Source organism: Ruegeria sp. CG11 (assembly GCF_056537245.1).
Window position 1 is genome coordinate 457850 of the sequence record NZ_JBQFRE010000001.1, and the last position, 24411, is coordinate 482260.

Sequence of the window (24411 nt, forward strand, 5' to 3'; positions counted from 1 at the left end):
ATCCTCCGATCTCCGCCTTCGACTCGGCGGCATAGAACCGTCTGTTTGTGGCAAAATTAAGATTTCTTAACATTTCGCTCAGGAAACACTCAGACAAAGCGCGCATCTCCTGTTCCAACGCGCGGCCGCAACCGCGTGATATAAACAGGAGATAAAAATGAGCATCCGCAAAACCTCTCTTCTTTTGCCCGGGACAGCCAGTTGGGTTGGCGCCGGCGCGCTGAGCGCCGCCATGCTGACAACCACCGCCCTACCCTCGATGGCCGACGAAGCTTTGGCCGATCTGGTCGAAAACGTATCGCCTTCGGTCGTCACCATCATCGCGGAACAGGGAGCAGCACCGGTTCCTGCGCAGAACTTCAACCGTGACCAGCACTCGTTTGAGGAGTTCTTCAAACGCTTTGGCGCACCCGAAGGCTTTAACGCACCACAGCGCGGGCCAGCACAGGGGCTGGGGTCTGGATTTGTTCTGGATGAGGCCGGATACATCGTCACCAATCACCATGTCGTCGACAATGCTGAATCCGTGACAGTGCGCATGTCCGATGACCGTTCCTATGACGCTGAAGTCATCGGCACCGACCCGCTGACCGATATCGCGGTCCTTAAGATCGAAGCGGATGAGACTCTGCAGGCCGTCAATCTGGGCGACAGCGACGTGATCCGCGTAGGTGAGGACGTCGTGGCCATCGGCAACCCGTTCGGGCTGCATTCGACCGTGACCACCGGGATCGTTTCGGCCAAGGGCCGCAACATCTCGGCCGGGCCCTATGCCGAATTCATTCAGACCGATGCGGCCATTAACAAAGGCAACTCGGGCGGTCCGCTGTTCAACATGCAAGGCGAAGTGGTTGGCGTGAACTCGGCCATCTACTCCCCTACCGGCGGGTCCGTGGGTCTGGGCTTTGCGGTGACATCGAACATCGTGGAACACATTGCCGCCGATCTGCGCGATGACGGTCAGGTCAGCCGCGGCTGGCTGGGCGTGTCGATCCAGAATGTCAGCCCCGAGATCGCTGCGGCCATGGGCATCGATGCCTCGCATGGCGCACTTGTCGCAGATGTCGTTGATGGCAGCCCGGCGGATGGCGTGCTGAAGCAGGGTGATGTCATCCTGACCTTCAACGAGGAGGCCGTCGACTCCAGCAGCGATCTGCCGATCCTTGTCGGCACCACCAAGGTGGGCACCGACAGCGTTCTGACCGTTCTGCGCGATGGCACGGAACAGCAGATCGAACTGACCATCGGCCAGCATCAAAGCGCCTCGGCCGAGATCGACAAGTCCATGGACGAAACAATCTCGGGCACCGCATTGGGCGTGACCGTAGCCCCGCTGACCGACACCAACCGCGCCGAGATGGGTGTGGGTGAAAATGTCGCCGGTGTGGTCGTCACCGACCTGAAACCGGACAGCCCTGCCGCCAAGGCCGGTCTGCAGCGTGGCGATGTGATCGTGAAACTGGGCGGTCTGGAAACCGCGACACCGGACGCATTGAAAGCCGCGCTGGACAGCGAAAAGACCGATCCCGCGCTTGTGCTGATCAATCGCGGCGGAAACCAGATCTTCGTAGCGGTGGAAATCGCCTGATCTGACACCAGCGCGCGCCACGTGATGGGGAAATATGGCGGGCGCCTCCCTGGCGGGTTTGAATTGTCCGCAAACCGCCGGGACTGCCGGGTGCGAAATACCGCACCCGGCAGATTACTTAGCAAAACCATGTGCTTTGCCCGAAAACTATGCTTTACTTCCAGTAGAAAGGAATTCGGATCATGAGCCGTCGCCTGTTGGTCGTCGAAGATGACGCAGACACCAGAGATTTCATCGCCAAAGGATTTGGTGAAGAAGGGTATGTCGTCGAAGCAGCCGAGGACGGTCGCGAGGGCCTGTACCATGCCACGGACGGCGGATTTGACGCCGTGGTTCTGGACCGGATGCTGCCGGGGCTGGATGGGCTGTCCCTGATCAAGTCGATGCGCGCGGCTGGCGTGAAAACCCCGGTTCTTATGCTGACCGCGATGAGCGCCGTGGACGAGCGTGTCAAAGGGCTGCGGGCTGGGGCCGATGACTATCTGGTCAAGCCGTTCTCGTTCCAGGAACTGCACGCCCGGATCGAAGCCCTTCTGCGTCGCCCGCAAGAGGCCGAGGAAAGCCCCACCCTGACCTGCCGTGACCTTGAGATGGACTTGTTGACCCGCAAGGTCACCCGCAACGGGCGCGAGATCACCCTGACCCCGCGCGAGTTTCAGATCCTTGAGTTCTTCCTGCGTCGGAAGAACCGCGTGGTGTCGCGTACCATGCTGCTGGAAGGCGTTTGGGATTATCATTTCGACCCGAATACCAATGTGGTCGACGTCCATATCTCAAAGCTGCGGCGTCAGCTGGACGAAGGTGGTGAGCCGCCGTTGATCGAAACCGTCCGGGGTGCGGGCTACATGATATCTGATGGATAACATAAGGCTTTCCTTCAACAATTCACGCACACGCCTTGTACTGGCCAGCATGGTTCTCAGCACTTTGCTGACGGCCACCGTGCTGGCATTGGTCTATGTCACTGCCAACCGCAGTATTGAGGGCGAGACCCGTTCGGTCGTGTCGGCGGAACTGACCGGGCTGGCGGATGAATATGAACGCCGCGGCCTGATCGGATTGATGACCGCGATTGAACGGCGCATTCCGACCGCCTCGGAACGGGATGCTCTGTATCTTCTGACGGATCGGTTCGGTGCCAAGCTGGCAGGCAACCTCAAACAATGGCCCGAAGGGATCACGGCGGGCAGCGGTTGGGTCGATCTTGAGCTGCACCGCGCCGATAATGACCAGTTGGTGCCCATCTCGGCAGCCTCGGTCCGCCTGCCCGGCGGCGAACGCCTGCTGGTCGGGCGCGACGCGCTGGCGCGGCAACAGTTTGACCGGGTTCTGCTGCGCTCGGTTGGCATCGCGCTGGCGATTGCGCTGGCGCTGAGCGTGTTGACTGGCTGGCTGTTCACCCGTCTGGTCTTTTCCCGCCTGTCCGATATCGCCAGCACCGCCGAAAATATCGTCTCGGGCGACTTGTCCCGCCGAATGCCCCTACGTGGCACCGGCGATGAGTTCGATCAGGTGGCCGGTACACTCAACACCATGCTGGACAAGATCGAAGAACTGGTCAGCAATCTGCGCACCACATCGAATTCCATCGCGCATGACCTGCGCTCGCCCCTGTCGCGGTTGAAACAGAGGGTCGAGGCGTTGTCTAACCCGGGCAAGACGGATCAGGAGCGTGAGATCGACGTTGCGCGGGCCAGCACTGAAATCGACCACGTACTGCGCGTGTTGGGACAACTGACCGAAATCTCACGCGCCGAGGCCGGTGTCGGTCGGGAACAGTTCGAACCGGTCGACCTGCAACAACTGGTGGCAGATGTGGCCGAGTTGTACGACCCTGTTGCCGATGACCAGGGTATCCAGCTTGAGGTCACGGGCAGCGCTGGGTCAATCCCCGGGCACCGGCCGCTGTTGTCTCAGGCACTGTCGAACCTGCTGGAAAACGCAATGCGCTATGCCCCGCAGGATACGACGGTCACGGTCAACCTGTCCGAGGACGGCCCCTATGTCTGTCTCAGCGTCCGCGACCGGGGCCCCGGCGTACCGCAAGAGGACCTGCCGCGCCTGCAGATGCCGTTTGTCACGCTCGACCCAGCCCGGACCGAGCGCAATGCCGGGCTGGGATTGGCCCTGGTTGCCGCGATATCCCGAATGCACGGCGGCACGTTTGAAGCGCATAATTGCGATCCGGGACTTGAGGTGGTGATCAAGCTGGCGCGCAAGCCCTAAACCGGAATACCTTTGATCGCCATCGTCTTGTTTTTATAGCGTTTGTCCGCAGTCACATCTGCACCGAACCACTCGGGTGGGGTATAGTCTTCGGCTTCGGCCTCAGTCTGAAACTCAACCTCGACCAGACGTAGCGGCGCCAGATCTCCCAGAAACACGTCCAGCTCGAACACCCGGCCATCCGGCAACTGCCCGGTAAAGCGTTCCTTTTCCACCCGGCGCCCGTCCGTCTCGGGCCAGAAGGTATCGAACTGTTCCGCCGAGATTTCAGCCTCGCGCTCAACCCGAGCCAAAGCGCCTTCTCCCTTGAGGGTCAGAAAGTACCTGTCGTTTTTCTGACGCAGACGCAGTTCAGTGGAGTCGTCAGGTGCGGTCAGATAGCCCTGACGCACAACGGCCTTTTTCGCGCCGCTCAGGTCTGGCAGGTCCGCGACCAGAAACTTGCGTTCAATTTCGGTGCTCATTTGGTTGAAATCACTCCGTTTTCCAATTCATCGAACAGCGCCTGATAGGCGACATTTGCGGCGCTGCGCCCGGCGTAGATGCTGACCGGGGCGCGGTTCTGGCCCATGCGTTCGATATCCGCAGCAAAGGGAATCTCGGCGTGCAGGAACCGTTTTTTGTACACTTTGCGCATCTTCTCCATCGACTCCAGATGCAGGGTTTTGCGCCGCTGCACCATCGAAAAGAACGCCTTGAGTTTCTTCTTTGGCAGCTTGTGATCGTCGAAGAAATTCACCAGCTGTTCAAGCGTCCGTTCCGACAAAGTCGTCGGGATAACAGGTACGAGAATCTGATCGGCGGCTTTGAAGATATTCTCGGACAGGGTCGAAAAGTTTGGCGGGCAATCCAGAATGATCACATCATAATCACTGCCCGCGGTGACCAAGGCCTTTTTCAGGCGCGACCGTTTGTTCCTCATCCGCGAGAGGAAGACGTCGAAATCACGAAACGTCAGGTTGGCCGGCAATACGTCCAGCCCGTCAAAATCACTGGCCCGGATCGACTTGGTGAACCGTTCAACATCTTCGAAGAACCGCGCATCCGTCAGTTTTTTCGACGGCTTCACCCGGAAATAGAACCCCGACGCCCCCTGCGGATCGAGATCGCACAGAAGCACCGTGTACCCCGCTTGCGCATAGGCGTAAGCTAGATTCACCGAGGTCGCGGTTTTCCCCACTCCGCCCTTGTTGCTGTAGCAGGCAATGATCTTCACTCCTCAATCCTCCTTGTGGTGAAACAGGGTTCGGAACAGGTTCTGGATGTCCGGGCTGTCGAAATGCTGGAAATTGGCGATCACGCGGTCGCGTTCTGCCTTTTGGCGCTGGTCGAGCACAGCGATCAACCCGCCGACAGACATGGCGAGTTGCGCATTTGCCCGACCTTGCGCGTTGTTTTGGGATGCCACGAACTCCAACAACGCCTCTTGCTGGACCGAGTAGTCATTGAAGAGGCCCAGGTTATCCTGAAGCCTTTTCAACGGCTTGATGAGTGTTTTGAAATCACCCTTGTCGAACAGAGGGCCGAAAAACTCCATCAAATAGCGCAGTTTCTTGCAGTCGATCCGCAGGTCATGCACGATCTCATCCGGTGTTTCCGCTGTGATGCTGCGGGCCAGCTTGCACACCTTGCGATACCGTTTCCAGATTAGCGCACAGGCATAGCTATAGGCCCCGCGATCCGCATTTGGACCAGGTTCCAACCCTTTCAAGTCGGCGAATAAAGCCGCCAATTCATCCATCTTCTTGCCGTAGGCCGCGCTGCGAAGGCGCCGGGTCAGCGCGGTCAGAGCGCGGGTGCGCTCCTTGGCGAATTGGGCGAACATGGCCTCGGCACCTGAATGAAGGTTGGGCGGTATCAGATTGAAGTAAATGTCTTTTTCCAGAAGGTAGACATCCAAATCCCGCACTCGCCCAGTCGGGGCCATCAGATCCGAGAATTCGCGTTTCAGCGCGTTGGTCTGTTCCGGTGAGAATACACCTTTGAACAGGCTCAGCACCGACCGGACCCTGCGCAGCGAGACGCGGTAGTCGTGCAGGAACTCGGTGTCGATATCGGCGATCACGCCTGCCTCGTTCTGGCGCGCGACGGCCAGATAGGTGCGAATGATATCCGCTGCCACCTCGATGGACGGCTCCTGTGTGCCCAAAGTAACATCGGGCTTTGCGTTATAGGGGGTGGCGCCAGGAAAAAGGCTTGCAAACACCGCCTCAAACCCCGAGGCCGCCATGGTCTTCAGCGCCGTGCAGACAGCGTGAAAGGCACGGTCATAGCCGCGCATCGGCTGCACGTTCAGAAGGGTCGCCTGCCCCTCCTCTGTGGATAATGTCACAACGCTGCCCCGGACCTGCGTCTTTTGCAGGTCATCCAACACAGCAAAACTGCCGGTTTCGATCAGGCCCGAGCCTATGCTCATCAACGCGCGCAGTTTGGGGAACCCCGTCACCGCCGTTTTCACAGGGCCGTCCGGCAGGTCCTGAACGAACTTTCTTTTGCCGCTACAGGCCTGACCCAGAAAATCGCCGTCGGCCTGCAGCAATTGCAATGCGCCGTCGGCCTCAATCAGCAACTGCCCTTCTGACCGCAGCGACTGATCATGACAGTCCAGCAGGTCAAACGGTCGCGCGGCTGCTGGTATCTCGAATTCGGGCGTCAGCCCCTTGAGCGCGTCGGCAAACCCCGCCAGATCGAATTTGCCCGGAACGATGAAAAACCCGCTTGCCTGCCCCATCACGAATGACCCTTTTTCGGCGTATCCAGATAGTCATTCACCAAAGACTCGATGATCTTCCGGACGCTTACCCCCTCTTCGATTGCCCGGATCTTGAGGGCTATCAACGTCTTGCCGTCCAACCCAATAGAAGTGTTCTTTTTGCTCTTGTCAGGCGTTTCGCCGGCTTCCGTGTTCTTTGACATGGCCAACCTCTTGACAGCATAACGTCATGAAATCGCAGGGCAGCCTATCTGGCAAGTCCGATGTTGCACAAACCCTGCGTCAGGTCGACATCACTGCTCCACAGGGCTATGAGTTGGGCATGTCCGATCCCGTCTCTTCAATCCGCAACCTTGGCCCCGCTTTCGAACAGGCCTGCGCCCGCGCAGGGATTCACTCGGCGCAGCAGTTGCGTGAATTGGGTCCAGATGAAGCCTATGCCCGCTTAGTGCGTGCCGGAACCCGGCCACATTTCATCGGCTATTACGTGCTGGTGATGGGGTTGCAGGGGCGGCCGTGGAATGACTGCAAAGGCGATGAGAAAAAGGCCCTGCGTCAGAGGTTTGACGCGATCAAGGACAGCGTCAGCACTGCGCCTGAAACTCAGATGATCTCTGATCTGGACGCGGTCGGCGTGCGGGTCTCGGTGGACGACCTCAAGCCGGTATGAAAAAAGCCGCACCCGTTACCGGGAGCGGCCCATAAATCCGATCTGATGGCGGATTAGCCGACCAGTTCGATGCCCGAGAAGAAGTAGGCGATCTCAACAGCTGCGGTTTCCGGAGCGTCCGAACCGTGGACCGAGTTTTCACCAACCGATTCAGCGAACTCGGCGCGGATGGTGCCGGGTGCTGCGTCTGCGGGGTTGGTTGCGCCCATGACTTCGCGGTTCTTGGCAATGGCGCCTTCGCCTTCCAGAACCTGAACAACGACCGGAGCCGACGACATGAATTCGCACAGTTCGTCATAGAACGGACGCTCGGCGTGGACTTCATAGAACTTGCCGGCTTGTTCCTTGGTCATGTGGATGCGCTTTTGCGCGACGATGCGCAGGCCGGCTTCTTCGAACTTGGCGTTGATTTTGCCAGTCAGGTTGCGGCGGGTTGCATCGGGTTTGATGATCGAGAATGTGCGTTCCAGTGCCATGTCGGCCTCTCCTTAACATAAGGCGCGGGGTCGCGCCGAAATCCATCGCGCGCCGCCTAACACGGTATTTGGCTCATGAAAAGTACAATGATGAAACGGCGTGGATTTGCCGATCAGATTGTGTCGAGTGCCGTGTTCAACTGGTCGATCCAATGCGCGCAAGGCCCCGGCTAAAATGCCCACAGCGCCACGGGCGCTTGGCGAAGCAGAACCGATACCCGAGGATGATTGCCCCGAAAGCGCGAAGGATTGACGCAGTTTTCTGTATGAGCTTTTCTTTTCCGACTTTTTTAGTCAGCTATTCATTGCGCGAACAGAGACAGAAAACAAAATGAGAGCATCACGATGAAAATGACACTGACCCTGATCGCCGGTTTGACGGCAACCACCGCATTGGCCGCTGATCTTGCGGTGCCGCTGACATACGAAGTCTTTGAAACCTCAGTGGCCCACACGGATCTGGAAACCTGCCCAAAGAACTTGCCCCAAACCGAAACCTTTTGTCGCGCAACGCTATACCATGATGAGATCCACGTATTTGCCTTCAGCGAAAACGGCGACGGCCCCATGGTTGGCTTCAACTCTTACCCGTTAGAAGAGATCGCGTCGCACCTGAAATGATGTCAGGCAGCCAGCCTTAGCCAGCTTTGCCCTGATCAATCCCATTGACAAGGCTCGGGCGGTGCCTCAGTGCTCGGGCCATGTTACGGATCGAAGATATCACCTATGCAGTCGAAGGCCGCCCCCTGTTTGACGGGGCAAGTGCCACCATTCCCGACGGCCACAAGGTTGGACTGGTGGGGCGGAACGGCACCGGCAAGACCACCCTCTTCCGTTTGATACGGGGCGAACTGGCGCTGGAGTCGGGCAATATCGTGCTGCCGAAACGCGCTCGGATCGGCGGTGTGGCGCAAGAGGTGCCCTCCTCCGATGTGTCGCTGATCAACACGGTGTTGGCCGCCGATACAGAGCGCAGCGCACTGATGGCCGAAGCCGACAGCGCCGAAGACCCGGCGCGTATAGCCGAAATTCAGACCCGTCTGGCGGATATCGACGCTTGGTCGGCCGAGGCGCGCGCGGCCTCGATCCTCAAGGGACTTGGGTTCGACGATGAAGACCAGCTGCGCCCCTGTTCGGATTTCTCGGGCGGTTGGCGGATGCGTGTGGCGCTGGCGGCAGTGCTGTTTTCTCAGCCCGACTTGCTGCTGTTGGACGAACCGACCAACTATCTGGACCTCGAAGGCGCGCTGTGGCTGGAGAGCTATCTGGCCAAGTATCCTCATACTGTGATCATCATCAGCCACGACCGTGGGTTGCTGAACCGGGCCGTGGGGTCGATCCTGCATTTGGAAGACCGCAAGCTCACCTACTACGCGGTGCCCTACGACAAGTTCGCAGAACGCCGCGCCGAACGTATTGCGCAGGCGGAATCGGAAAATGCCAAGGCCAAGGCGCGCATCGCCCATCTGCAGAGTTTCGTAGATCGGTTCCGCGCCAAAGCCACCAAAGCAGTGCAGGCCCAGTCTCGCCTGAAGATGATTGAGCGCATCCAGTTGGTCTCGACCCCGCAAGAGGCAGCACTCCGTGCGTTCAGTTTCCCCGAGCCCGAGGAACTGTCCCCCCCTATCATCCACCTCGAAGGCGGTGTGACAGGTTATGGCGAAACCGAGGTGCTGCGCCGCCTGAACCTACGCATTGATCAGGACGACCGGGTTGCGCTGCTGGGCAAGAATGGTCAGGGCAAGTCGACCCTGTCCAAGCTGCTGTCCAACCGCCTGCCCCTGATGGCGGGCAAGATGACCCGCAGCAACAAGCTGCGCATCGGCTATTTTGCGCAGCATCAAGTGGATGAACTGCATGTGGACGAGACACCCCTGGACCACCTGCGCCGGCTGCGCCCTGATGAGGCGCCGGGTAAGTGGCGTTCGCGTCTGGCCGGGTTTGGGCTGAACGCGGACCAGGCAGAAACTCTGGTCGGGCGACTGTCCGGTGGTCAGAAGGCGCGCCTGTCATTGCTGATCGCGACCATCGACGCGCCGCATATGCTGATCCTTGACGAGCCGACCAACCACCTGGACATCGAAAGCCGCGAGGCTTTGGTCGAAGCGCTGACCGCGTATTCCGGCGCGGTGGTTCTGGTCAGCCACGACATGCACCTGCTGTCGCTGGTCGCGGATCGGCTGTGGCTGGTTTCGGACGGCTCGGTCAAGCCCTTCGACGGCGACCTCGAGGCCTATCGCACCATGCTGCTGGCCCGTGAAAAACCGGTCAAAGTGAAACCGCAGACCGCCAAGCCCAAGCGCCCCTCACGCGAGGCGATGTTGGCACTGCGCTCCGATCTGCGCAAATGCGAGGACCGGATAGAAAAACTGACGGATATGCACGACAAGCTCTCGGCCAAGCTGGCGGACCCGGCTTTGTACGAGGACGATAAGATCAACGATCTTGAAACCTGGAACCGGAAATTCGCCGAGGTCGTCGAAGCCATGCAAAAAGCCGAGGCCCTGTGGGTCGCCGCAGCCGAACGTCTTGAAAACGCCGAGAATGCCGCATGATGGATCTGGCCTTTTTCATCACCGCCTTCACCACCCTGTTCGTTGTGATCGACCCCTTCGGCACCACACCTATCTTTGTGGCGCTGACGCAGGACATGGACGCTAAAACCCGTCGCAAAACAGCGATCCGCAGCTGCCTGACGGCCGTCTGCATCCTGATCGCTTTCGCCGCTTTTGGCGAAGCCGTTCTGGGTTTTGTCGGCATCTCGATGGCCGCCTTCCGCGTTGCAGGGGGTGCGCTCTTGTTCCTGACCGCACTGGATATGCTTTTCGAACGCCGCACCAAACGGCGCGAGGACCGGGCCGAGGAAGAGGAACATCCCGACCCCTCAGTTTTCCCATTGGCTATCCCGCTAATCGCCGGACCGGGTTCAATTGCAACGATCATCCTTCTGGCGGGGCAGCATCCTGGCATTCTGGGCATCGTCGAGGCCTGCATCGTAATGCTGGCTGTCATGGCCGTCGTTCTGGCCTTCTTTCTGTCCGGCGGCCTGATCGCACGTGCGTTGGGTAAGACCGGCTTGAACGTATTGACCCGATTGCTTGGAATGTTGCTGGCGGCACTGTCGGTTCAGTTCATCCTGGATGGCCTCAAGGCCTTTGGTTTTGCGTCATAAACCCCATATACCTTGTAACAAACTGGTAAAGGTAACGGTATGGTCGGCGACGATATTGGACGTTTGGTTTATCTGGTCGTGCTTGGCACGGCGGTGGTGTTTTGGTTCGTTTCACAAAACCGCCAATCGCTGAACAAGACAATGCAGCAGGTTATGGCCTGGGTGTTCATCTTCGTTGGCGTCATTGCCGTTGTCGGATTGTGGGAAGACATCCGCTCGACCGTTGCCCCCGCTCCGCAGATGACCGTCACCGGCGAGACCATTGAAGTGCCCCGTGCCTATGACGGCCACTATTACCTGCCCGTTCTGGTGAACGGAGAGCCGATCAATTTCCTCGTCGATACCGGTGCCAGCCAGATTGTGTTCAGCGAACAGGACGCCAGACGCATAGGCGTTGACCCCGACCAACTGAATTACATCGGGCGCGCATCGACCGCAAACGGAGAGGTGCGCACCGCGCCCATCCGGCTGGACAGTCTTGAGCTGGGCCCGATCATCGACCACGGCGTTGCGGCCTGGGTCAACGAAGGCGATTTGCGTCAGTCGCTGCTGGGCATGGACTATCTGCACCGGTTCTCGAATATCCAGTTCACCGACGGCCGTATGATCCTGTCGCGGTAAAAGGTCTTTAGCGGCATTCCCCGATTGAGAACAAAGTGAGAACATGCTAGATTGATGGCATGTCTACAAACCTTCTTGGCCGCAAACCCGCGCGCGAGGCGCCGGGGCTAACCCTGCACACGCAGATCACCCTGCAACTGGCCCGCGTGCACGAGGCCTGTGGCCCCGCCCGGCGCAGCTTTGCCATGTGGTTGGCAGGTCAGACGCAGGGGCCGGTGCTGTGGATTTCGCCCGCGTGGGAACCCGGCCAGTTGAACCCCGACGGGATGATGCCCTTTGCCGACCCTGCCCGGTTCATCTTCGTTCGCCCCACCCGCGCCGAGGATTTGTTATGGTGCATGGAAGAAGCCCTGCGCAGCGGAGCGATCCCACTGATCATCGGCGACCTGCCCGGTGCGCCTGGCCTGACGCCGGTGCGGCGCATGCATCTGGCCGCAGAACAGGGTGGCGCGATGGGGCGGGCTCCGCTGGGTCTGCTGCTGACGCCCGGCGATGGCGGCGCGCAAGGGGTTGAGACTCGCTGGCACATGGCCGCCAACCATCAGGGAGAGACCCGCCGCTGGACCCTGACCCGTCGCCGCGCCCGCGCCCTGCCCCCGGTCAGTTGGCAAGCCACCCAGACCAAACCGCGCGCCGGACTGAACCTGCAACGGATCGAGACCGAAGATGTTTTGGTGTGACACCTCACGAGGATCACAAAACTTGTGACTGGCCAAAGCCCGGACCCCGTCCTAGCGTTCCAGCATGAGCCACCCAATCCATGACAGCCGCTATTCCTGGATACGCCTTCTAATCACGCTCGCCATTGCCACGGTGGCAAATGTGGGCATGTGGGCGGTGATCGTGGTGATGCCTGCAGTTGAGGCGCAGTTCGAGGCCAGCCGGGCCGAGGCTTCTCTGCCCTATGTACTAGCGATGATCGGTTTTGCGCTGGGGAACATGTGGCTGGGGCAGATGGTTGACCGGCTGGGCGTAACCAAGGCGCTTATCGGAGCCGCAATTCTAAGCGCAATCAGCTACCTGCTAGCAACATGGGCACCGAATATCCTGCTGCTGTCAGTGGCGCATCTGCTGCTGGGGCTGGGCACGTCGATCGGGTTCGGGCCGCTGATCGCTGATATCTCGCACTGGTTCATGCGGCGGCGCGGGATCGCCGTCGCGCTGGTGGCCAGCGGGAATTACCTGTCCGGGGCGATCTGGCCCACCCTCCTGTCGGGCATTCTGGCCCGCGACGGTTGGCAGCAGGTTTATCTGACGCTGGCTGTCATAACCTTGGCAGTCGTCATCCCCCTGTCCCTTCTTCTACGCCGCCAGGTACCGGTCGAGGCGCACAGCACCGCCGCCGCCAATGCGCAGATCAACGCCCGCAGCGTTGGGATTTCACCGCGTGCCCTGCAATACATTTTGGGTCTGGCCGGGATCGGGTGCTGCGTGGCCATGTCGATGCCGCAGGTTCACATCGTCTCGTACTGCGTCGGTCTCGGATACGGTCCGGCCGTCGGGGCCGAGATGCTGTCACTGATGCTTTTGGGCGGCGTGGTCAGCCGGGTAATCTCGGGCCTTGTGGCCGACAAGCTGGGCGGGGTGATGACCCTGCTGATCGGCTCGATCCTGCAATGTATCGCTCTGTTCCTGTTCCTGCCTTATGACGGGATGGTCTCGCTTTACGTCATCAGCCTGCTGTTCGGGCTGGCCCAAGGCGGCATCGTGCCCAGCTATGCGCTTGTGGTCCGCGAATACATGCCCCCGCAAGAGGCCGGCGCCCGCGTCGGGTTCGTCATGATGATGACGATCATGGGCATGGCTCTGGGTGGCTGGATGTCCGGCTGGATTTACGACGTGACCGGTAATTATCAACTGGCCTTCATCAACGGCATTCTGTGGAACGGCTTGAACATTGCCATCCTGCTGGTGCTGCTGAACCGTTCACGCCCCCGCAGGCAGGAGGCCTTGGCATGACCCACCTGACCCGGCGCACGCTTCTGGCCGGGTTGGCCACACTGCCTCTGATCCACCCGGCCCACGCTGGCCAGAGCCGTTACGTGCTGGTGCCCAAAGGAACATCCGTTGCCTTCACCTTCGATCTGTCAGGCCTTACCCAATCCGGCACAATGCCGATCCAGTCGGCAGATATTCGGATCGACCTGAGCAATCTGACCAACAGCCGCGTCAGTGTCACCCTGAACGCCGCCGAAGCCCGCACCAGACTGCCATTTGCCCGAAACGCGATGCTGGGAGCGGGCGTTTTGGAAGTTGCGCGGTTTCCAACCATTCATTTCGTATCGACCAGAGTGCAGTTGGGCGAAGGCGGGCGCATCTCGCGCGGGGCGAAAGTCATCGGTGACCTGACCCTGCGCGACGTCACGAAACCGATTGCCCTGCAGGCCGACCTCTTTCGCCCCTCGGGCAGCGCGTCGGACAATCTGGACATGTTGTCCATCCGCCTGACCGGCGCGCTGAACCGTCACGATTTCGGCGCGTCCGGCTATGCCGATCTGGTGCAGGACACCGTCGGACTGGACATACGGGCCGAGATCAAAAAAGCGGAATAGGCAAAAAACGACGCCTCCGCGTCGATAAGGCGCGCGCATTACTGGAATATTGAGTAAAGCTGGGCCCATCATGCGCACGATCATTTCCTTTGCCGCCCTTTTTCTTTCCGTCATTCTGCTGCAGCTTTCCACCGGCGGCGTCGGACCGCTGGATGCTATCTCGGGCATTACACTGGATTTCACGACCGAGCAGATCGGCCTGCTGGGGTCGTCGCATTTTCTTGGTTTTTTCATTGGTTGCTGGTGGGCCCCACGGCTTATGGGGAACGTCGGACACTCGCGGGCCTTTGCCGTCTGTACAGCCTTGGGGGCAATGGGGCTGATCGGGCACACACTGACTGACAACCCTTATTTATGGGCCCTGTTGCGGATCGCCTCGGGCACCTGCGTTGCGGGCAGCTACACCGTGATTGAGGCCTGGCTGAATGCCAAAGTCACCAACGAAACCCGTGGGCGGGCGATGGGGACGTATCGGTTCGTCGACATGGGGGCATCACTGGGGGCGCAGTTGATCATTGCCGTACTGCCGCCCGCCTCGTACGTGTCCTATAACCTGTTGGCGATCCTGTGTTGCGCTTCGCTATTGCCGCTGACACTGACCCGTGCCAGCCAGCCGATCACACCTGACGCCCCTCGCCTGCGACCCAAACTGGCTTGGCGCAGTTCGCCCCTGGCGGTGGCGGGTGTGATCGTTGCAGCGCTCAGCTCGGCCTCGTTCCGCATGGTCGGCCCCGTTTATGGGCAAGAGGTCGGTCTCGGCGTGGACCAGATCGCGTTCTTCCTCGCCTCATTTGTTCTGGGCGGAGCTTTGGCGCAATACCCGCTAGGCTGGCTGGCAGATAAATATGACCGGCGCTGGGTTCTGATCTGGCTATCCGGTGCTGCCGTGCTCAGCTGCGGTGTTACGATGGCCGCATCCGGCACCGGTACGCTGGGTGTAATGCTGGCGGCTGGGATCTTTGGCCTGACGACCTTTCCAATCTTCTCGGTATCGTCCGCGCACGCAAATGACTTTGCTACTACGGAGGAACGGGTGGAATTGTCAGCCGCGCTGATGTTCTGGTACGCGCTGGGGGCAATTGCCTCACCCTACATCTCATCCACGCTGATCGAGCAATTTGGTCCAGGTGCCCTGTTCGCCTTTGTGGCAGCCGGACATATGGTTCTGATCGTGTTTGGCGTCGCCCGGATGCGCTCGCGCCCGACACCGGACGAGCGGACCAACTATGTCTATGCGCCGCGCACCTCGTTCACCATCGGGCGGTTGCTCAAGAGGTCGCGCGAGGAATAAAGCCCTGGCCGTTACTCCGGCGGCGAGGACGGGATCATTTCATCCAGAAGTGCACCTGCCTCATAGCCCAACAGGTCAACTTCCATACGCGCCGGATCGCCGAAAGCCCAAGCGCCGACAAGGCGTTGCATCTTCTCATAGCCGACGAAATCAGCCATCGCCTTGTTGCCGTGCGCATTTTCGGCAAACATGATCTGACCCGCCGCTACTTTCTGCGGCATCACGCGTTCCAGATACAGTTCGACGACATTGATACCGGTCACATTGGAGCCGCCGTGATGGACGACATACATCTCGTCCCAGACCCTTTCGCTGACAGCAGCACGCGCATCAGACACAGCCTTGTGCAACGCGGAAAGCTCGGCCCGCGCCGCTTCGCGCATGTTGGCTGCCCAGACCGGTCGCATGTCGTTGATGGCATCTGAGACATCCTGCCGGTTGAGGGTGCCGCGCTGAACCGCTGCATTTGTGAAGTTACGCGCGGCCTCAAGCATTTGCCGTTGCCGGGCGATATCTTCTTCTGGCAGGTCGAGTTTCTCAATCCACGGCAAAAGCGTGTCGATTTCCTGCGCAATGGCCGCAAAGTCCTTTTTCCAACTTGCATCATCATCGTTTCCTTTGGGCCACGGTGTAACAGCACCGATAATCCCCAGAAGAACGTGGGATGTGGATTTGAAAATCAGGTAGTTAGGCGCGTCCCTTGGAAACGACACCTGACCATCCGTGGACAGGATCGTCACATCCCGAGCGATCACCATGACCGGCCGTGTCTGCGCCGTCAGTTCATCCTGACCGCTGTGGAAAATCGACAGCATCGCTTTGTCAAAACTGTCAATCGCATCCAAGGCTTTGCCTTGGTCTGCTTGGCCGCTTGGCGCTAAGAAAAGGGTGAAACAGAGAATTGCGGACGCCTGCATCAAGCGATGAACCAAGAATAGCTTCATTTTATCCCCCCTGAAAAATATGCACGCCCACCATACACGGTTCGGGACCATCACGCGAAGACCATGCTGGACATGCAGTTATCCGTCGTTTCGGGCGTTTACCGGCGAAACCGGGCTTTTGCTGACCGATCACATAAGGTAGACGGGCGCGCAGATAGATACGTGGAAACGCAAAATGGCTCGGATTCTCATCACCTCGGCGATCCCTTACATCAACGGGATCAAGCACCTCGGCAACCTGATCGGCTCGCAATTGCCTGCCGACCTGTACGCGCGCTACCAGCGTGGCCGGGGGAATGAGGTCATGTTCCTATGTGCCACGGACGAGCACGGCACGCCGGCCGAACTGGCCGCTGCCAAAGCGGGCAAACCCGTCGCGGAATACTGCGCGGACATGTATGCCGTTCAGGCCGACATCGCGCAGCGTTTTGGTCTGAGCTTCGATCACTTTGGCCGCTCGTCCAGCGAGCAGAACCGCAAGCTGACCCAGCATTTTGCGGGCAAGCTGGACGATGCCGGGCTGATCCGCGAGGTCAGCGAAAAACAGGTCTATTCCAACGCTGATCGCCGTTTCCTGCCCGACCGTTATATCGAGGGCACCTGCCCCAATTGCGGTTACGAACGTGCGCGCGGCGACCAATGCGAGAACTGCACCAAGCAGCTGGACCCGACCGATCTGATCGAGCCGCGCTCGGCCATTTCCGGCTCGACCGATCTGGAGGTGCGCGAGACCAAACACCTGTATCTGCGTCAGTCGGCGATGAAGGATCAGCTGGACGCGTGGATCGACAGCAAGACCGACTGGCCGATCCTGACCACCTCAATCGCCAAGAAATGGCTGCATGACGGCGACGGCCTTCAGGATCGTGGTATCACCCGAGATTTGGATTGGGGTGTACCTGTCAAAAAAGGTGATCAGGACTGGCCGGGGATGGAAGGCAAGGTTTTCTACGTCTGGTTCGACGCGCCGATCGAATACATTGCCTGCGCCAAGGAATGGGCGGATGCCAACGGCAAATCTGATGCCGATTGGGAGCGCTGGTGGCGCACCGACAAAGGCGCCGATGACGTGCGTTATGTCCAGTTCATGGGCAAGGACAACGTGCCCTTCCACACCCTGTCTTTCCCGGCGACCATTCTGGGTTCGGGCGAGCCGTGGAAGATGGTCGACCACCTGAAATCTTTCAACTACCTGAACTATGACGGTGGCCAGTTCTCGACCTCTCAGGGTCGTGGCGTGTTCATGGATCAGGCGCTGGAGATTCTGCCCGCCGATTTCTGGCGCTGGTGGCTGCTGAGCCATGCCCCCGAAAGCAGCGACAGTGAGTTCACGTGGGAGAACTTCCAACAATCGGTGAATAAAGACCTCGCCGACGTGCTGGGCAACTTTGTCAGCCGGATCACCAAGTTCTGCCGCTCGAAGTTCGGCGAAGCCGTGCCGGAAGGCGGCAGCTATGGCGAACGCGAACAAGCGCTGATCGAAGAACTCACCCGTCGTGTCCGCGCCTATGAAGGGCATATGGAGGCGATGGAGGTTCGCAAATCCGCGCAGGAGTTGCGAGCGATCTGGGTGGCGGGCAACGAATATCTGCAGGCTGCTGCCCCTTGGTCCACGTTCAAGGAAGATCCGGAACAGGCGGCAGCACAAGTGCGTCTGGGCCTGAACCTGATCCGGCTCTACGCCGTTCTCAGCGCCCCGTTCATCCCCGAAACCTCGGCCAAGATGCTGAGCGCGATGAACACGCTGGACACCGGCTGGCCCGAGGATGTCGAGGCCGCGCTCAGCGCCCTGCCCGCCGGTCATGAATTCACCGTGCCGGACGTTCTGTTCGCCAAAATCACCGACGAGCAGCGCGAAGACTGGCAGACCCGGTTTGCCGGTACACGCGACTGATCCAAAACTCAATGTCGAACACAAAAACGGGGGCCCGCGTGGCCCTCGTTTTTTTGTTCCGGCAGAAACTTGAAAAAGCGGGCTTAAGAAAGTCAGCCTAAGTCAGCCTGACGGCGCGAAAAATTCTGCCGACCGGAACGATTAATTCGCATTCAAGATGCTTGAGGTATACGCGCAAAACAGCCATCCTGACCGGAAATTCACTCGACTCGTCGGGGCGGTCAGTCTGCCCGGGCGCAAGATCCATAGCTTTAACGAGGCGCCTGCCATGTCCCTTGCATTGAAGAACTCTAAATCCCGCTTCTACGGGCCAGCCGTCGCCGCTTTGGTCTGTATGGGCATGGCAAATGCAGCCCTGGCGCAGGATCAAAGCGACGCCCCGCCCCCCAAGGTGTCCATCGCTGCGGCCTATACGCAGGAAATCACTGAAGAAGCCGTTTTTATCGGTCGTGCCGAGGCGATCGACAAAGTTGACATTGTAGCGAGGGTCAACGGATTTCTTGAGAGCCAAGAGGTGACTGACGGTTCACTCGTAAGCAAAGACGACTTGTTGTTCACGATTGAGCCCGATCTCTATGAAGCGACACTCGAAGCCCGCAAGGCCGATTTGGACCGTGCTGAGGCCAATCTGGAACTGGCAAAGGTAGAGCTGGCCCGAAAGGAAGAGCTTTACCTACGCGACGCGACCCCCGAATCCGAGCGGGACATCGCACGTGCGAATGAATTGGTCGCCGAGGCTGAAGTCAAATCAGCCCATGCCGCAATCCAGCAAGCTGAACTGGACCTGAGCTATACCAAAATTCACGCCCCCTTTTCCGGGCGTCTCGGCCGCGTCGCCACAAGTGTGGGCGACGTGGTTGGACCAACGAACCCTCCTCTTGTGAATCTGGTCAGCGAGGCGCCGATCTACGTGAACTTTTCGTTGAACGAAAAACAATTCACAACCGTTCTGGAGCAGTATGGTGAGAGCGCAGCCTCGTTGGCCGAAAGCAGCAAAAGTCCAAACGTGCACTTAACCCTGCCCAACGGCACCAACCTGGATGAAACCGGCAAGATCGTCTTCGTTGACAACCGCATCGACCCTCTGACAGGCGCAATTGCAGTTCGGGCGGAATTTGATAACACTGCTCGTTTGATCGTCGACGGTCAGTTCCTGAGCGTTCAGATCGAAGCTTTGGAGCCAACACTTGAGGTCCTGATCCCTCAGGCCGCGCTGCAACGTGACCAGCGGGGAGAATTCGTGCTGGTCGTGAATGACAAGCAGATGGTCGAGCAGCGCTATATCACCACCGGAGACACCGTCGAGACTGCAATCATCGTAAAGGATGGCCTGCGCGAAGGTGAAAGCGTCATCGTCGAGGGCCTACAAAGGGTTCGTCCGGGTGTGGCCGTGGATGCGGTCGTAGCCTCTGAGCAGCCGGGAGAGTAACCGATGTTCTCTGCCCTGTTCATCAGCCGGCCAAAGCTGGCGCTAGTTATTTCGCTTGTCCTGACCATCATGGGCATCATCGGCTACATGGTTCTGCCGGTGGCCCAGTTTCCGGACATCACGCCGCCCGTGGTCAGTGTGTCCACTACCTATACCGGCGCCAACGCCGAGACCGTGGAAAACACCGTCGCCGCACCGATTGAGGCACAGGTGAACGGTGTGGACGACATGATCTATATGACGTCCACTTCGTCCGACAACGGTTCGTACTCGCTGAACATCACCTTCGAGGTTGGTACCGATCCCGATATCGCCTCGGTCAACGTGCAGAACCGGGTGGCGCAGGCGATGTCTTCGCTGCCGACCGAGGTGACGTCCTCGGGCGTGGTAACGCAGAAGGCGTCGACCAACATGCTGTTGCTGGTCACGCTGACCTCGCCCAATGGCACCTATGACAGTGTGTTTCTGTCAAACTATGCCTCGATCAACCTGAAAGATGCTCTGGCTCGGGTTCAAGGCGTTGGTAAGGCGGACGTTCTGACAAATCTGGAATACGCTATGCGAATCTGGATGGATCCGGACAAGATGGCTGCATTGTCCATTACTCCGGGCGACGTAATCAGCGCCATCCGCGAGCAGAACGTTGAAGTGTCGGCCGGCTCAATCGGTGCCCCCCCTGTTCCCGAAGGGCAGACGTTTCAGTACACGATCAAAACCAAGGGGCGCCTGACCTCAGCCGCCGAATTCGGTGAAATTGTCATTCGAACCGGTGACGCGGGTTCGATCGTTCGGGTCAAGGATATCGCACGGGTTGAACTGGGTGCGCAATATTATGCGGCCTCCGGTTATTTTGACAGTGTTCCTGCAACCGTCATCGGTATCTACCAGGCTCCCGGCGCAAACGCATTGGCTGTGTCCGAGCGGGTCCAGGCCGAACTAGACCGCCTGTCGCGCAGTTTCCCTACGGACGTGGAATATGACGTTCCCTTCAACACCACCGACTTTGTGGAACAATCTCTGAACGACGTGATCACGACCCTGATCCTGACCTTTACTCTGGTGATCTCGGTTGTGTTTGTCTTTCTGGGCAGTTGGCGGGCAACAATCATTCCGGCCGTTGCGATCCCGGTGTCATTGATCGGGACGTTCGCTTTCCTGCTGCTGTTCGGAATGTCGCTGAACACGATCTCGCTATTTGCGCTGGTTCTGGCTATCGGGATCGTCGTGGATGACGCGATTGTTGTGGTCGAAAACGTCGAAAGGATCATTGCCGACGAGGGGCTGCCCCCTGCCGAAGCCACCCGCAAGGCCATGGGGCAGATCACCGGCCCGGTGATTGCGACCACGCTGGTTCTGCTGGCTGTGTTCGTACCGGTGACCTTCATGCCAGGTATCTCGGGGCGGCTTTATTCGCAGTTCGCAGTGACAATCTCGACCGCTGTTGTGATCTCGTCGATCAACGCACTGACCCTGTCACCGGCCTTGTGCGGGCTGGTTCTGCGCGCCCGCTCGGGCCCGCCAAAGGGGCTGCTGGCCGTCTTCGAGAATTTCATCGGCGGCATTCGCAACGGGTATGTGGCCATCGTGCGCAAGCTTCTGATCCTGCCGGTCGTCGGTCTCGGAGTCATCGTTGCGCTGGCGATGGGCACTGGTACCATCATGTCCAACACGTCCAGTGGCTTCCTACCCCTTGAGGATAACGGCTATCTGTTCGTTGATATTCAGCTGCCCGACGCGGCAACGCTGGAGCGTACCGAGATTGTCTCAGCCCGCGTGGATGAGCAGATTCAGCAGATCCCCGGCGTGGCAAGCACCGTTCTGATCAACGGCTTCTCGATCCTGAACGGCACCACGACGAACGGCGCTGCGATCTTTGTGAACCTCGACAACTGGGATGAGCGTCAGGAAGACGACCTGAGCGCGGACGCGATCCTGCAAAAGGTCCTGGCCATCGCCTATGGCGAGTCCGCGGCCTCGATCGTGGCCTTCAACCCGCCGCCCATTCAGGGCCTGGGCATGTCTGCCGGTGTCGAGATGGAAGTCCAGCAGACCGGCGGCGGATCGCCTCAGGATCTGGCCTCGGCCGTGGGGTCGTTCGTTTATGCGGCGAACCAGCGGTCTGAAATCGGTCAGGCCTACACCACCTTCCGCGCAAACGTGCCGCAGCTGTTCGTTGATCTGGACCGCGAAAAAGCCAAGACGCTGCAAGTGTCCGTGGCCGAAGTGTTCCAGACCATGCAGGCCCAGTTGGGATCGTACTACGTGAACGACTTCAACCTGTTCGGCCGGGTCTATCGCGTGATGATCCAGGCGGATGGCAGCTATCGCGACAAGGTCGATGATATCTCGAACCTTTACGTGCGTTCGACAAAAGGTGAGATGGTCCCTCTGGGTACGCTCGTTGATGTTGAGAACGTGCTGGGGCCGGTTCTGTTGAAACGCCACAACCTGTTCCGCTCGGCAACCGTGACGGCGGTTCCTGCCCCGGGACTTTCCACAGGTGATGCGATCACCGTCATGACCGAGGAATCGGCCACCGCCCTGCCCCCGGGCTATGCCTTCGAATGGACCGGGACAGCGCAACAGCAGCTGGCCTCCGGCAGCCTCGTAATCGTCATTCTGGGTCTGGCGATCCTGTTCGGCTATCTGTTCCTTGTCGGGCAATATGAAAGCTGGACGATGCCGGTTTCAATCCTTCTGTCGGTGATTGTCGCCCTGTTCGGAGCGGTAGCCGCAGTGGCCATCGTTGGCAGTGACATCAACCTCTATACGCAGATCGGGATGATCATGCTTGTGGGGCTGGCGTCGAAAAACGGCATTCTGATCGTTGAGTTTGCGATGGAACAGCGGGCCAATGGCCTGTCGATCAAGGACGCCGCCGCCGAGGCCGCTTACCAGCGTTTCCGCGCGGTGATGATGACCGCGCTGTCCTTCCTGCTGGGTGTTGTGCCGCTGCTGGCGGCCAGCGGTGCAGGCGCGGCCAGTCAGAGGGCCATCGGTGTCGCCGTGTTCGGCGGTATGCTGGCGGCCACGCTGGTCGGCGTCATTCTGGTACCGGTTCTGTATGCTCTGATGCAAAGCCTCAGGGAGTGGATCAAGGGAACCAAGAACGATCCAGAACCTTCCGAGGAAGCGGCGTAACTCAAAGAAAAGCCCCGCGAGATCGGCGGGGCTTTTTTCTTAGGCAGCGGCTTGCGCGCAGCGTTGTGACATCCAGTTTTCAATCCGGGCAATTTGGTCGGTCGTCAATCGCAGACCCAATTTGTTCCGGCGCCAGACCACATCCTCGGCCTTGCGCGCGTATTCCCTGTCCATCAGCCATTCCAGTTCCCGCGCAGTCAGCGTAGCACCAAAATCCTCGCCCAAATCCCCAAAGGTTTTCGCATCGCCCAGAATAGCGCGGGCTTCGGTACCGTAGGCTCGCACAAGACGTTCAGCCCAGGCGCGATCCAGAAAGCTGTAATCCGCCTCAAGCCCAGCCACCAGATCCTGCACCCCATCGACAGGGAAATCACCGCCGGGCAAGGAAACGCCTGCAGTCCAAGGTCCGGGCAGGTCTGCGAAATGCTCGGCCACTTTCTCCAACGCACTTTCGGCCAGCCGCCGGTAGGTCGTGATCTTGCCGCCAAACACATTCAGAACGGGCGCCCCGCCCTGCGCGTCGACCTTCAACGTGTAATCCCGCGTTGCCGCCGTCGCGCTGCTGGCCCCGTCATCGTACAAAGGACGCACGCCGGAATAGGTCCAGACAACATCCTCTCGGGTCACCGGCTTCTTGAAGTATTTCGTCGCGAAGGCGCACAGATAATCCTGCTCGGCCTCGGTACAGATCGGAGGTTCGGACGGGTTCGGATGATCCTGATCTGTGGTGCCGATCAGGGTGAAGTCGCGCTCATACGGAATAGCAAAGATGATGCGGCCATCCTCACCCTGAAAGAAATAGCATTTGTCGTGGTCGAACAGCCTGCGGGTCACGATATGGCTGCCACGCACCAGCCGGACACCTTCGCGCGAGTTCACGCGGATTTTTGACTGGATGATATCGCCGACCCACGGGCCGCCGGCGTTGATCAGCATTCTGGCACGAACCACACGTTTCTCGTCGCTGTCACGATCCCGGAGCGTCACCTCCCACAAGTCATCCGCGCGTTCCGCCGAAAGAACCTCGGTGCGCACCATGATCTTTGCCCCGCGCGCCTCAGCATCGCGGGCGTTGAGGACAACCAACCGGGAATCCTCAATCCAGCAATCCGAATACTCATAGGCCGTCTCGAACTTCTCCTGTAGCGGCCGCCCCTCGGGTGCGGTTTTCAGGTCCAGCGCGTCTGTGCCCGGCAGGATTTTGCGCCCACCCAGATGGTCATACATGAACAGACCCAGACGGATCAGCCAGGCCGGACGCCGACCCTTCATCCACGGCATCACCGTGCTGAGCAGGCGCGAGGTCGGGGTTTCCGAATCAAAGCGCATATCCTCGTGATACGGCAGCACAAATCGCATCGGCCAACTGATATGCGGCATTGCGCGCAGCAGGGTTTCCCGCTCGATCAATGCCTCGCGCACCAGGCGGAACTCGAAATACTCCAGATAGCGCAACCCGCCGTGAAACAGCTTGGTCGAGGCCGAAGACGTCGCCGAGGCCAGATCGTTCATCTCGGCCAAGGTCACCGACAGCCCACGCCCCGCCGCATCGCGGGCAATGCCGCACCCGTTGATGCCGCCGCCTATGATGAAGAGGTCAGAGACCTGTTGTTGTGTCTGTTTCATATCCGGGTGATTCCCCATTCGTGGAAAACGCGCGTTCATTAACCTTGCGCCCCCGCGTTTCGTCAACG

At 59.4% G+C, this 24411-nt stretch carries 22 protein-coding genes; 15 read left to right on the forward strand and 7 right to left on the reverse strand.

Going from position 1 to position 24411, the window contains the following annotated elements; translation table 11 throughout:
• Positions 1 to 157 precede the first annotated feature (157 nt).
• The 3 genes from ACR0KW_RS02270 (at position 158) to ACR0KW_RS02280 (ending at position 3814) form a co-directional block, all read left to right on the forward strand.
• The gene (locus tag ACR0KW_RS02270; protein WP_480803550.1) at positions 158 to 1588 is read left to right on the forward strand and encodes a Do family serine endopeptidase; all 1431 of its coding nucleotides are present in this window, start codon (positions 158 to 160) and stop codon (positions 1586 to 1588) included.
• A gap of 182 nt (positions 1589 to 1770) precedes the next feature.
• Positions 1771 to 2451: a response regulator transcription factor gene (locus tag ACR0KW_RS02275; RefSeq protein WP_170324671.1), complete on the forward strand. Its 681-nt coding sequence runs from the start codon at positions 1771 to 1773 to the stop codon at positions 2449 to 2451.
• Positions 2444 to 3814: a sensor histidine kinase gene (locus tag ACR0KW_RS02280; protein WP_480803551.1), complete on the forward strand. Its 1371-nt coding sequence runs from the start codon at positions 2444 to 2446 to the stop codon at positions 3812 to 3814. The genes ACR0KW_RS02275 and ACR0KW_RS02280 overlap by 8 nt, the downstream gene beginning before the upstream one ends.
• Here the strand turns inward: ACR0KW_RS02280 and ACR0KW_RS02285 are convergent.
• The 4 genes from ACR0KW_RS02285 to ACR0KW_RS02300 are packed head-to-tail and all read right to left on the reverse strand — an operon-like array spanning position 3811 to position 6730.
• On the reverse strand, positions 3811 to 4278 hold the full coding sequence (locus tag ACR0KW_RS02285) for a CYTH domain-containing protein (protein WP_480803552.1): 468 nt from the start codon (positions 4276 to 4278) through the stop codon (positions 3811 to 3813). The two genes, ACR0KW_RS02280 and ACR0KW_RS02285, sit on opposite strands and share 4 nt — an antisense overlap.
• A complete protein-coding gene (locus ACR0KW_RS02290; RefSeq protein WP_480803553.1) occupies positions 4275 to 5030 on the reverse strand; it encodes a ParA family protein in 756 nt (251 codons plus the stop codon). The genes ACR0KW_RS02285 and ACR0KW_RS02290 overlap by 4 nt, the downstream gene beginning before the upstream one ends.
• Positions 5031 to 5033: 3 nt before the next feature.
• Complete coding sequence (locus ACR0KW_RS02295; protein ID WP_480803554.1) at positions 5034 to 6545, reverse strand: CHAD domain-containing protein; 1512 nt, start codon at positions 6543 to 6545, stop codon at positions 5034 to 5036.
• Positions 6545 to 6730: a hypothetical protein gene (locus ACR0KW_RS02300; protein WP_480803555.1), complete on the reverse strand. Its 186-nt coding sequence runs from the start codon at positions 6728 to 6730 to the stop codon at positions 6545 to 6547. The genes ACR0KW_RS02295 and ACR0KW_RS02300 overlap by 1 nt, the downstream gene beginning before the upstream one ends.
• Before the next feature lie 119 nt (positions 6731 to 6849).
• On the opposite strand from ACR0KW_RS02300, the gene ACR0KW_RS02305 reads away from it, so the two are divergent.
• Entirely contained in the window at positions 6850 to 7197 is a 348-nt protein-coding gene (locus ACR0KW_RS02305; protein WP_480804187.1) for a TfoX/Sxy family protein, read from the forward strand.
• Positions 7198 to 7250: 53 nt separating this feature from the next.
• Here ACR0KW_RS02305 and ndk read toward each other — a convergent pair whose 3' ends face one another.
• Complete coding sequence (ndk, locus tag ACR0KW_RS02310) at positions 7251 to 7673, reverse strand: nucleoside-diphosphate kinase (RefSeq protein WP_068334875.1); 423 nt, start codon at positions 7671 to 7673, stop codon at positions 7251 to 7253.
• A gap of 345 nt (positions 7674 to 8018) precedes the next feature.
• Between ndk and ACR0KW_RS02315 the strand changes: the two genes are divergently transcribed.
• From ACR0KW_RS02315 to ACR0KW_RS02350, 8 genes are all read left to right on the forward strand, one after another.
• Positions 8019 to 8294, forward strand: coding sequence for a hypothetical protein (locus tag ACR0KW_RS02315; RefSeq protein ID WP_480803556.1), 276 nt, complete (start codon positions 8019 to 8021; stop codon positions 8292 to 8294).
• Between the two features lie 80 nt (positions 8295 to 8374).
• Positions 8375 to 10228, forward strand: a complete 1854-nt coding sequence (locus ACR0KW_RS02320) for an ABC-F family ATP-binding cassette domain-containing protein (protein ID WP_480803557.1) — start codon at positions 8375 to 8377, stop codon at positions 10226 to 10228.
• Positions 10225 to 10845, forward strand: a complete 621-nt coding sequence (locus tag ACR0KW_RS02325) for a MarC family protein (protein WP_480803558.1) — start codon at positions 10225 to 10227, stop codon at positions 10843 to 10845. Before ACR0KW_RS02320 ends, ACR0KW_RS02325 begins: the two co-directional genes overlap by 4 nt.
• Before the next feature lie 39 nt (positions 10846 to 10884).
• Positions 10885 to 11466 (forward strand): retropepsin-like aspartic protease family protein, encoded by a 582-nt coding sequence (locus ACR0KW_RS02330; RefSeq protein WP_480803559.1) that lies wholly within the window; start codon positions 10885 to 10887, stop codon positions 11464 to 11466.
• A 59-nt stretch (positions 11467 to 11525) separates the two neighbouring features.
• The gene (locus ACR0KW_RS02335; RefSeq protein WP_480803560.1) at positions 11526 to 12146 is read left to right on the forward strand and encodes an ImuA family protein; all 621 of its coding nucleotides are present in this window, start codon (positions 11526 to 11528) and stop codon (positions 12144 to 12146) included.
• 64 nt (positions 12147 to 12210) lie between these two features.
• Positions 12211 to 13425: an MFS transporter gene (locus tag ACR0KW_RS02340; protein WP_480803561.1), complete on the forward strand. Its 1215-nt coding sequence runs from the start codon at positions 12211 to 12213 to the stop codon at positions 13423 to 13425.
• Complete coding sequence (locus ACR0KW_RS02345) at positions 13422 to 14018, forward strand: YceI family protein (protein ID WP_480803562.1); 597 nt, start codon at positions 13422 to 13424, stop codon at positions 14016 to 14018. The genes ACR0KW_RS02340 and ACR0KW_RS02345 overlap by 4 nt, the downstream gene beginning before the upstream one ends.
• A gap of 70 nt (positions 14019 to 14088) precedes the next feature.
• Entirely contained in the window at positions 14089 to 15309 is a 1221-nt protein-coding gene (locus ACR0KW_RS02350; protein ID WP_480803563.1) for an MFS transporter, read from the forward strand.
• A gap of 11 nt (positions 15310 to 15320) precedes the next feature.
• Here the strand turns inward: ACR0KW_RS02350 and ACR0KW_RS02355 are convergent, their stop codons facing one another.
• Positions 15321 to 16253 carry a hypothetical protein gene (locus tag ACR0KW_RS02355; protein ID WP_480803564.1) on the reverse strand — a complete coding sequence of 311 codons (933 nt, stop codon included), beginning with the start codon at positions 16251 to 16253 and terminating at the stop codon, positions 15321 to 15323.
• 175 nt (positions 16254 to 16428) lie between these two features.
• On the opposite strand from ACR0KW_RS02355, the gene metG reads away from it, so the two are divergent.
• The 3 genes from metG to ACR0KW_RS02370 all read left to right on the forward strand — a co-directional run bounded on the left by metG (position 16429) and on the right by ACR0KW_RS02370 (position 22717).
• Positions 16429 to 18147 (forward strand): methionine--tRNA ligase, encoded by a 1719-nt coding sequence (metG, locus tag ACR0KW_RS02360; protein WP_480803565.1) that lies wholly within the window; start codon positions 16429 to 16431, stop codon positions 18145 to 18147.
• A gap of 268 nt (positions 18148 to 18415) precedes the next feature.
• Positions 18416 to 19576 carry an efflux RND transporter periplasmic adaptor subunit gene (locus ACR0KW_RS02365; protein WP_480803566.1) on the forward strand — a complete coding sequence of 387 codons (1161 nt, stop codon included), beginning with the start codon at positions 18416 to 18418 and terminating at the stop codon, positions 19574 to 19576.
• Positions 19577 to 19579: 3 nt separating this feature from the next.
• On the forward strand, positions 19580 to 22717 hold the full coding sequence (locus tag ACR0KW_RS02370) for an efflux RND transporter permease subunit (protein WP_480803567.1): 3138 nt from the start codon (positions 19580 to 19582) through the stop codon (positions 22715 to 22717).
• Positions 22718 to 22756: 39 nt separating this feature from the next.
• Here the strand turns inward: ACR0KW_RS02370 and glpD are convergent, their stop codons facing one another.
• Complete coding sequence (gene glpD, locus ACR0KW_RS02375) at positions 22757 to 24343, reverse strand: glycerol-3-phosphate dehydrogenase (protein ID WP_480803568.1); 1587 nt, start codon at positions 24341 to 24343, stop codon at positions 22757 to 22759.
• Positions 24344 to 24411 lie beyond the last annotated feature (68 nt).

Excerpts from the sequence above, each read along its gene's own strand:
- ACR0KW_RS02350 (WP_480803563.1), top strand. The coding sequence starts at position 14,089 with ATGCGCACGATCATTTCCTTTGCCGCCCTTTTTCTTTCCGTCATTCTG.
- ACR0KW_RS02315 (WP_480803556.1), top strand. The coding sequence starts at position 8,019 with ATGAAAATGACACTGACCCTGATCGCCGGTTTGACGGCAACCACCGCA.
- ACR0KW_RS02355 (WP_480803564.1), bottom strand. The coding sequence starts at position 16,253 with ATGAAGCTATTCTTGGTTCATCGCTTGATGCAGGCGTCCGCAATTCTC.
- ACR0KW_RS02285 (WP_480803552.1), bottom strand. The coding sequence starts at position 4,278 with ATGAGCACCGAAATTGAACGCAAGTTTCTGGTCGCGGACCTGCCAGAC.
- ACR0KW_RS02370 (WP_480803567.1), top strand. The coding sequence starts at position 19,580 with ATGTTCTCTGCCCTGTTCATCAGCCGGCCAAAGCTGGCGCTAGTTATT.
- ACR0KW_RS02270 (WP_480803550.1), top strand. The coding sequence starts at position 158 with ATGAGCATCCGCAAAACCTCTCTTCTTTTGCCCGGGACAGCCAGTTGG.
- glpD (WP_480803568.1), bottom strand. The coding sequence starts at position 24,343 with ATGAAACAGACACAACAACAGGTCTCTGACCTCTTCATCATAGGCGGC.
- ACR0KW_RS02320 (WP_480803557.1), top strand. The coding sequence starts at position 8,375 with ATGTTACGGATCGAAGATATCACCTATGCAGTCGAAGGCCGCCCCCTG.
- ACR0KW_RS02305 (WP_480804187.1), top strand. The coding sequence starts at position 6,850 with ATGTCCGATCCCGTCTCTTCAATCCGCAACCTTGGCCCCGCTTTCGAA.
- ACR0KW_RS02335 (WP_480803560.1), top strand. The coding sequence starts at position 11,526 with ATGTCTACAAACCTTCTTGGCCGCAAACCCGCGCGCGAGGCGCCGGGG.
- ACR0KW_RS02300 (WP_480803555.1), bottom strand. The coding sequence starts at position 6,730 with ATGTCAAAGAACACGGAAGCCGGCGAAACGCCTGACAAGAGCAAAAAG.
- ACR0KW_RS02340 (WP_480803561.1), top strand. The coding sequence starts at position 12,211 with ATGAGCCACCCAATCCATGACAGCCGCTATTCCTGGATACGCCTTCTA.
- ACR0KW_RS02275 (WP_170324671.1), top strand. The coding sequence starts at position 1,771 with ATGAGCCGTCGCCTGTTGGTCGTCGAAGATGACGCAGACACCAGAGAT.
- metG (WP_480803565.1), top strand. The coding sequence starts at position 16,429 with ATGGCTCGGATTCTCATCACCTCGGCGATCCCTTACATCAACGGGATC.
- ACR0KW_RS02330 (WP_480803559.1), top strand. The coding sequence starts at position 10,885 with ATGGTCGGCGACGATATTGGACGTTTGGTTTATCTGGTCGTGCTTGGC.
- ndk (WP_068334875.1), bottom strand. The coding sequence starts at position 7,673 with ATGGCACTGGAACGCACATTCTCGATCATCAAACCCGATGCAACCCGC.
- ACR0KW_RS02280 (WP_480803551.1), top strand. The coding sequence starts at position 2,444 with ATGGATAACATAAGGCTTTCCTTCAACAATTCACGCACACGCCTTGTA.
- ACR0KW_RS02295 (WP_480803554.1), bottom strand. The coding sequence starts at position 6,545 with ATGGGGCAGGCAAGCGGGTTTTTCATCGTTCCGGGCAAATTCGATCTG.
- ACR0KW_RS02345 (WP_480803562.1), top strand. The coding sequence starts at position 13,422 with ATGACCCACCTGACCCGGCGCACGCTTCTGGCCGGGTTGGCCACACTG.
- ACR0KW_RS02365 (WP_480803566.1), top strand. The coding sequence starts at position 18,416 with ATGTCCCTTGCATTGAAGAACTCTAAATCCCGCTTCTACGGGCCAGCC.
- ACR0KW_RS02325 (WP_480803558.1), top strand. The coding sequence starts at position 10,225 with ATGATGGATCTGGCCTTTTTCATCACCGCCTTCACCACCCTGTTCGTT.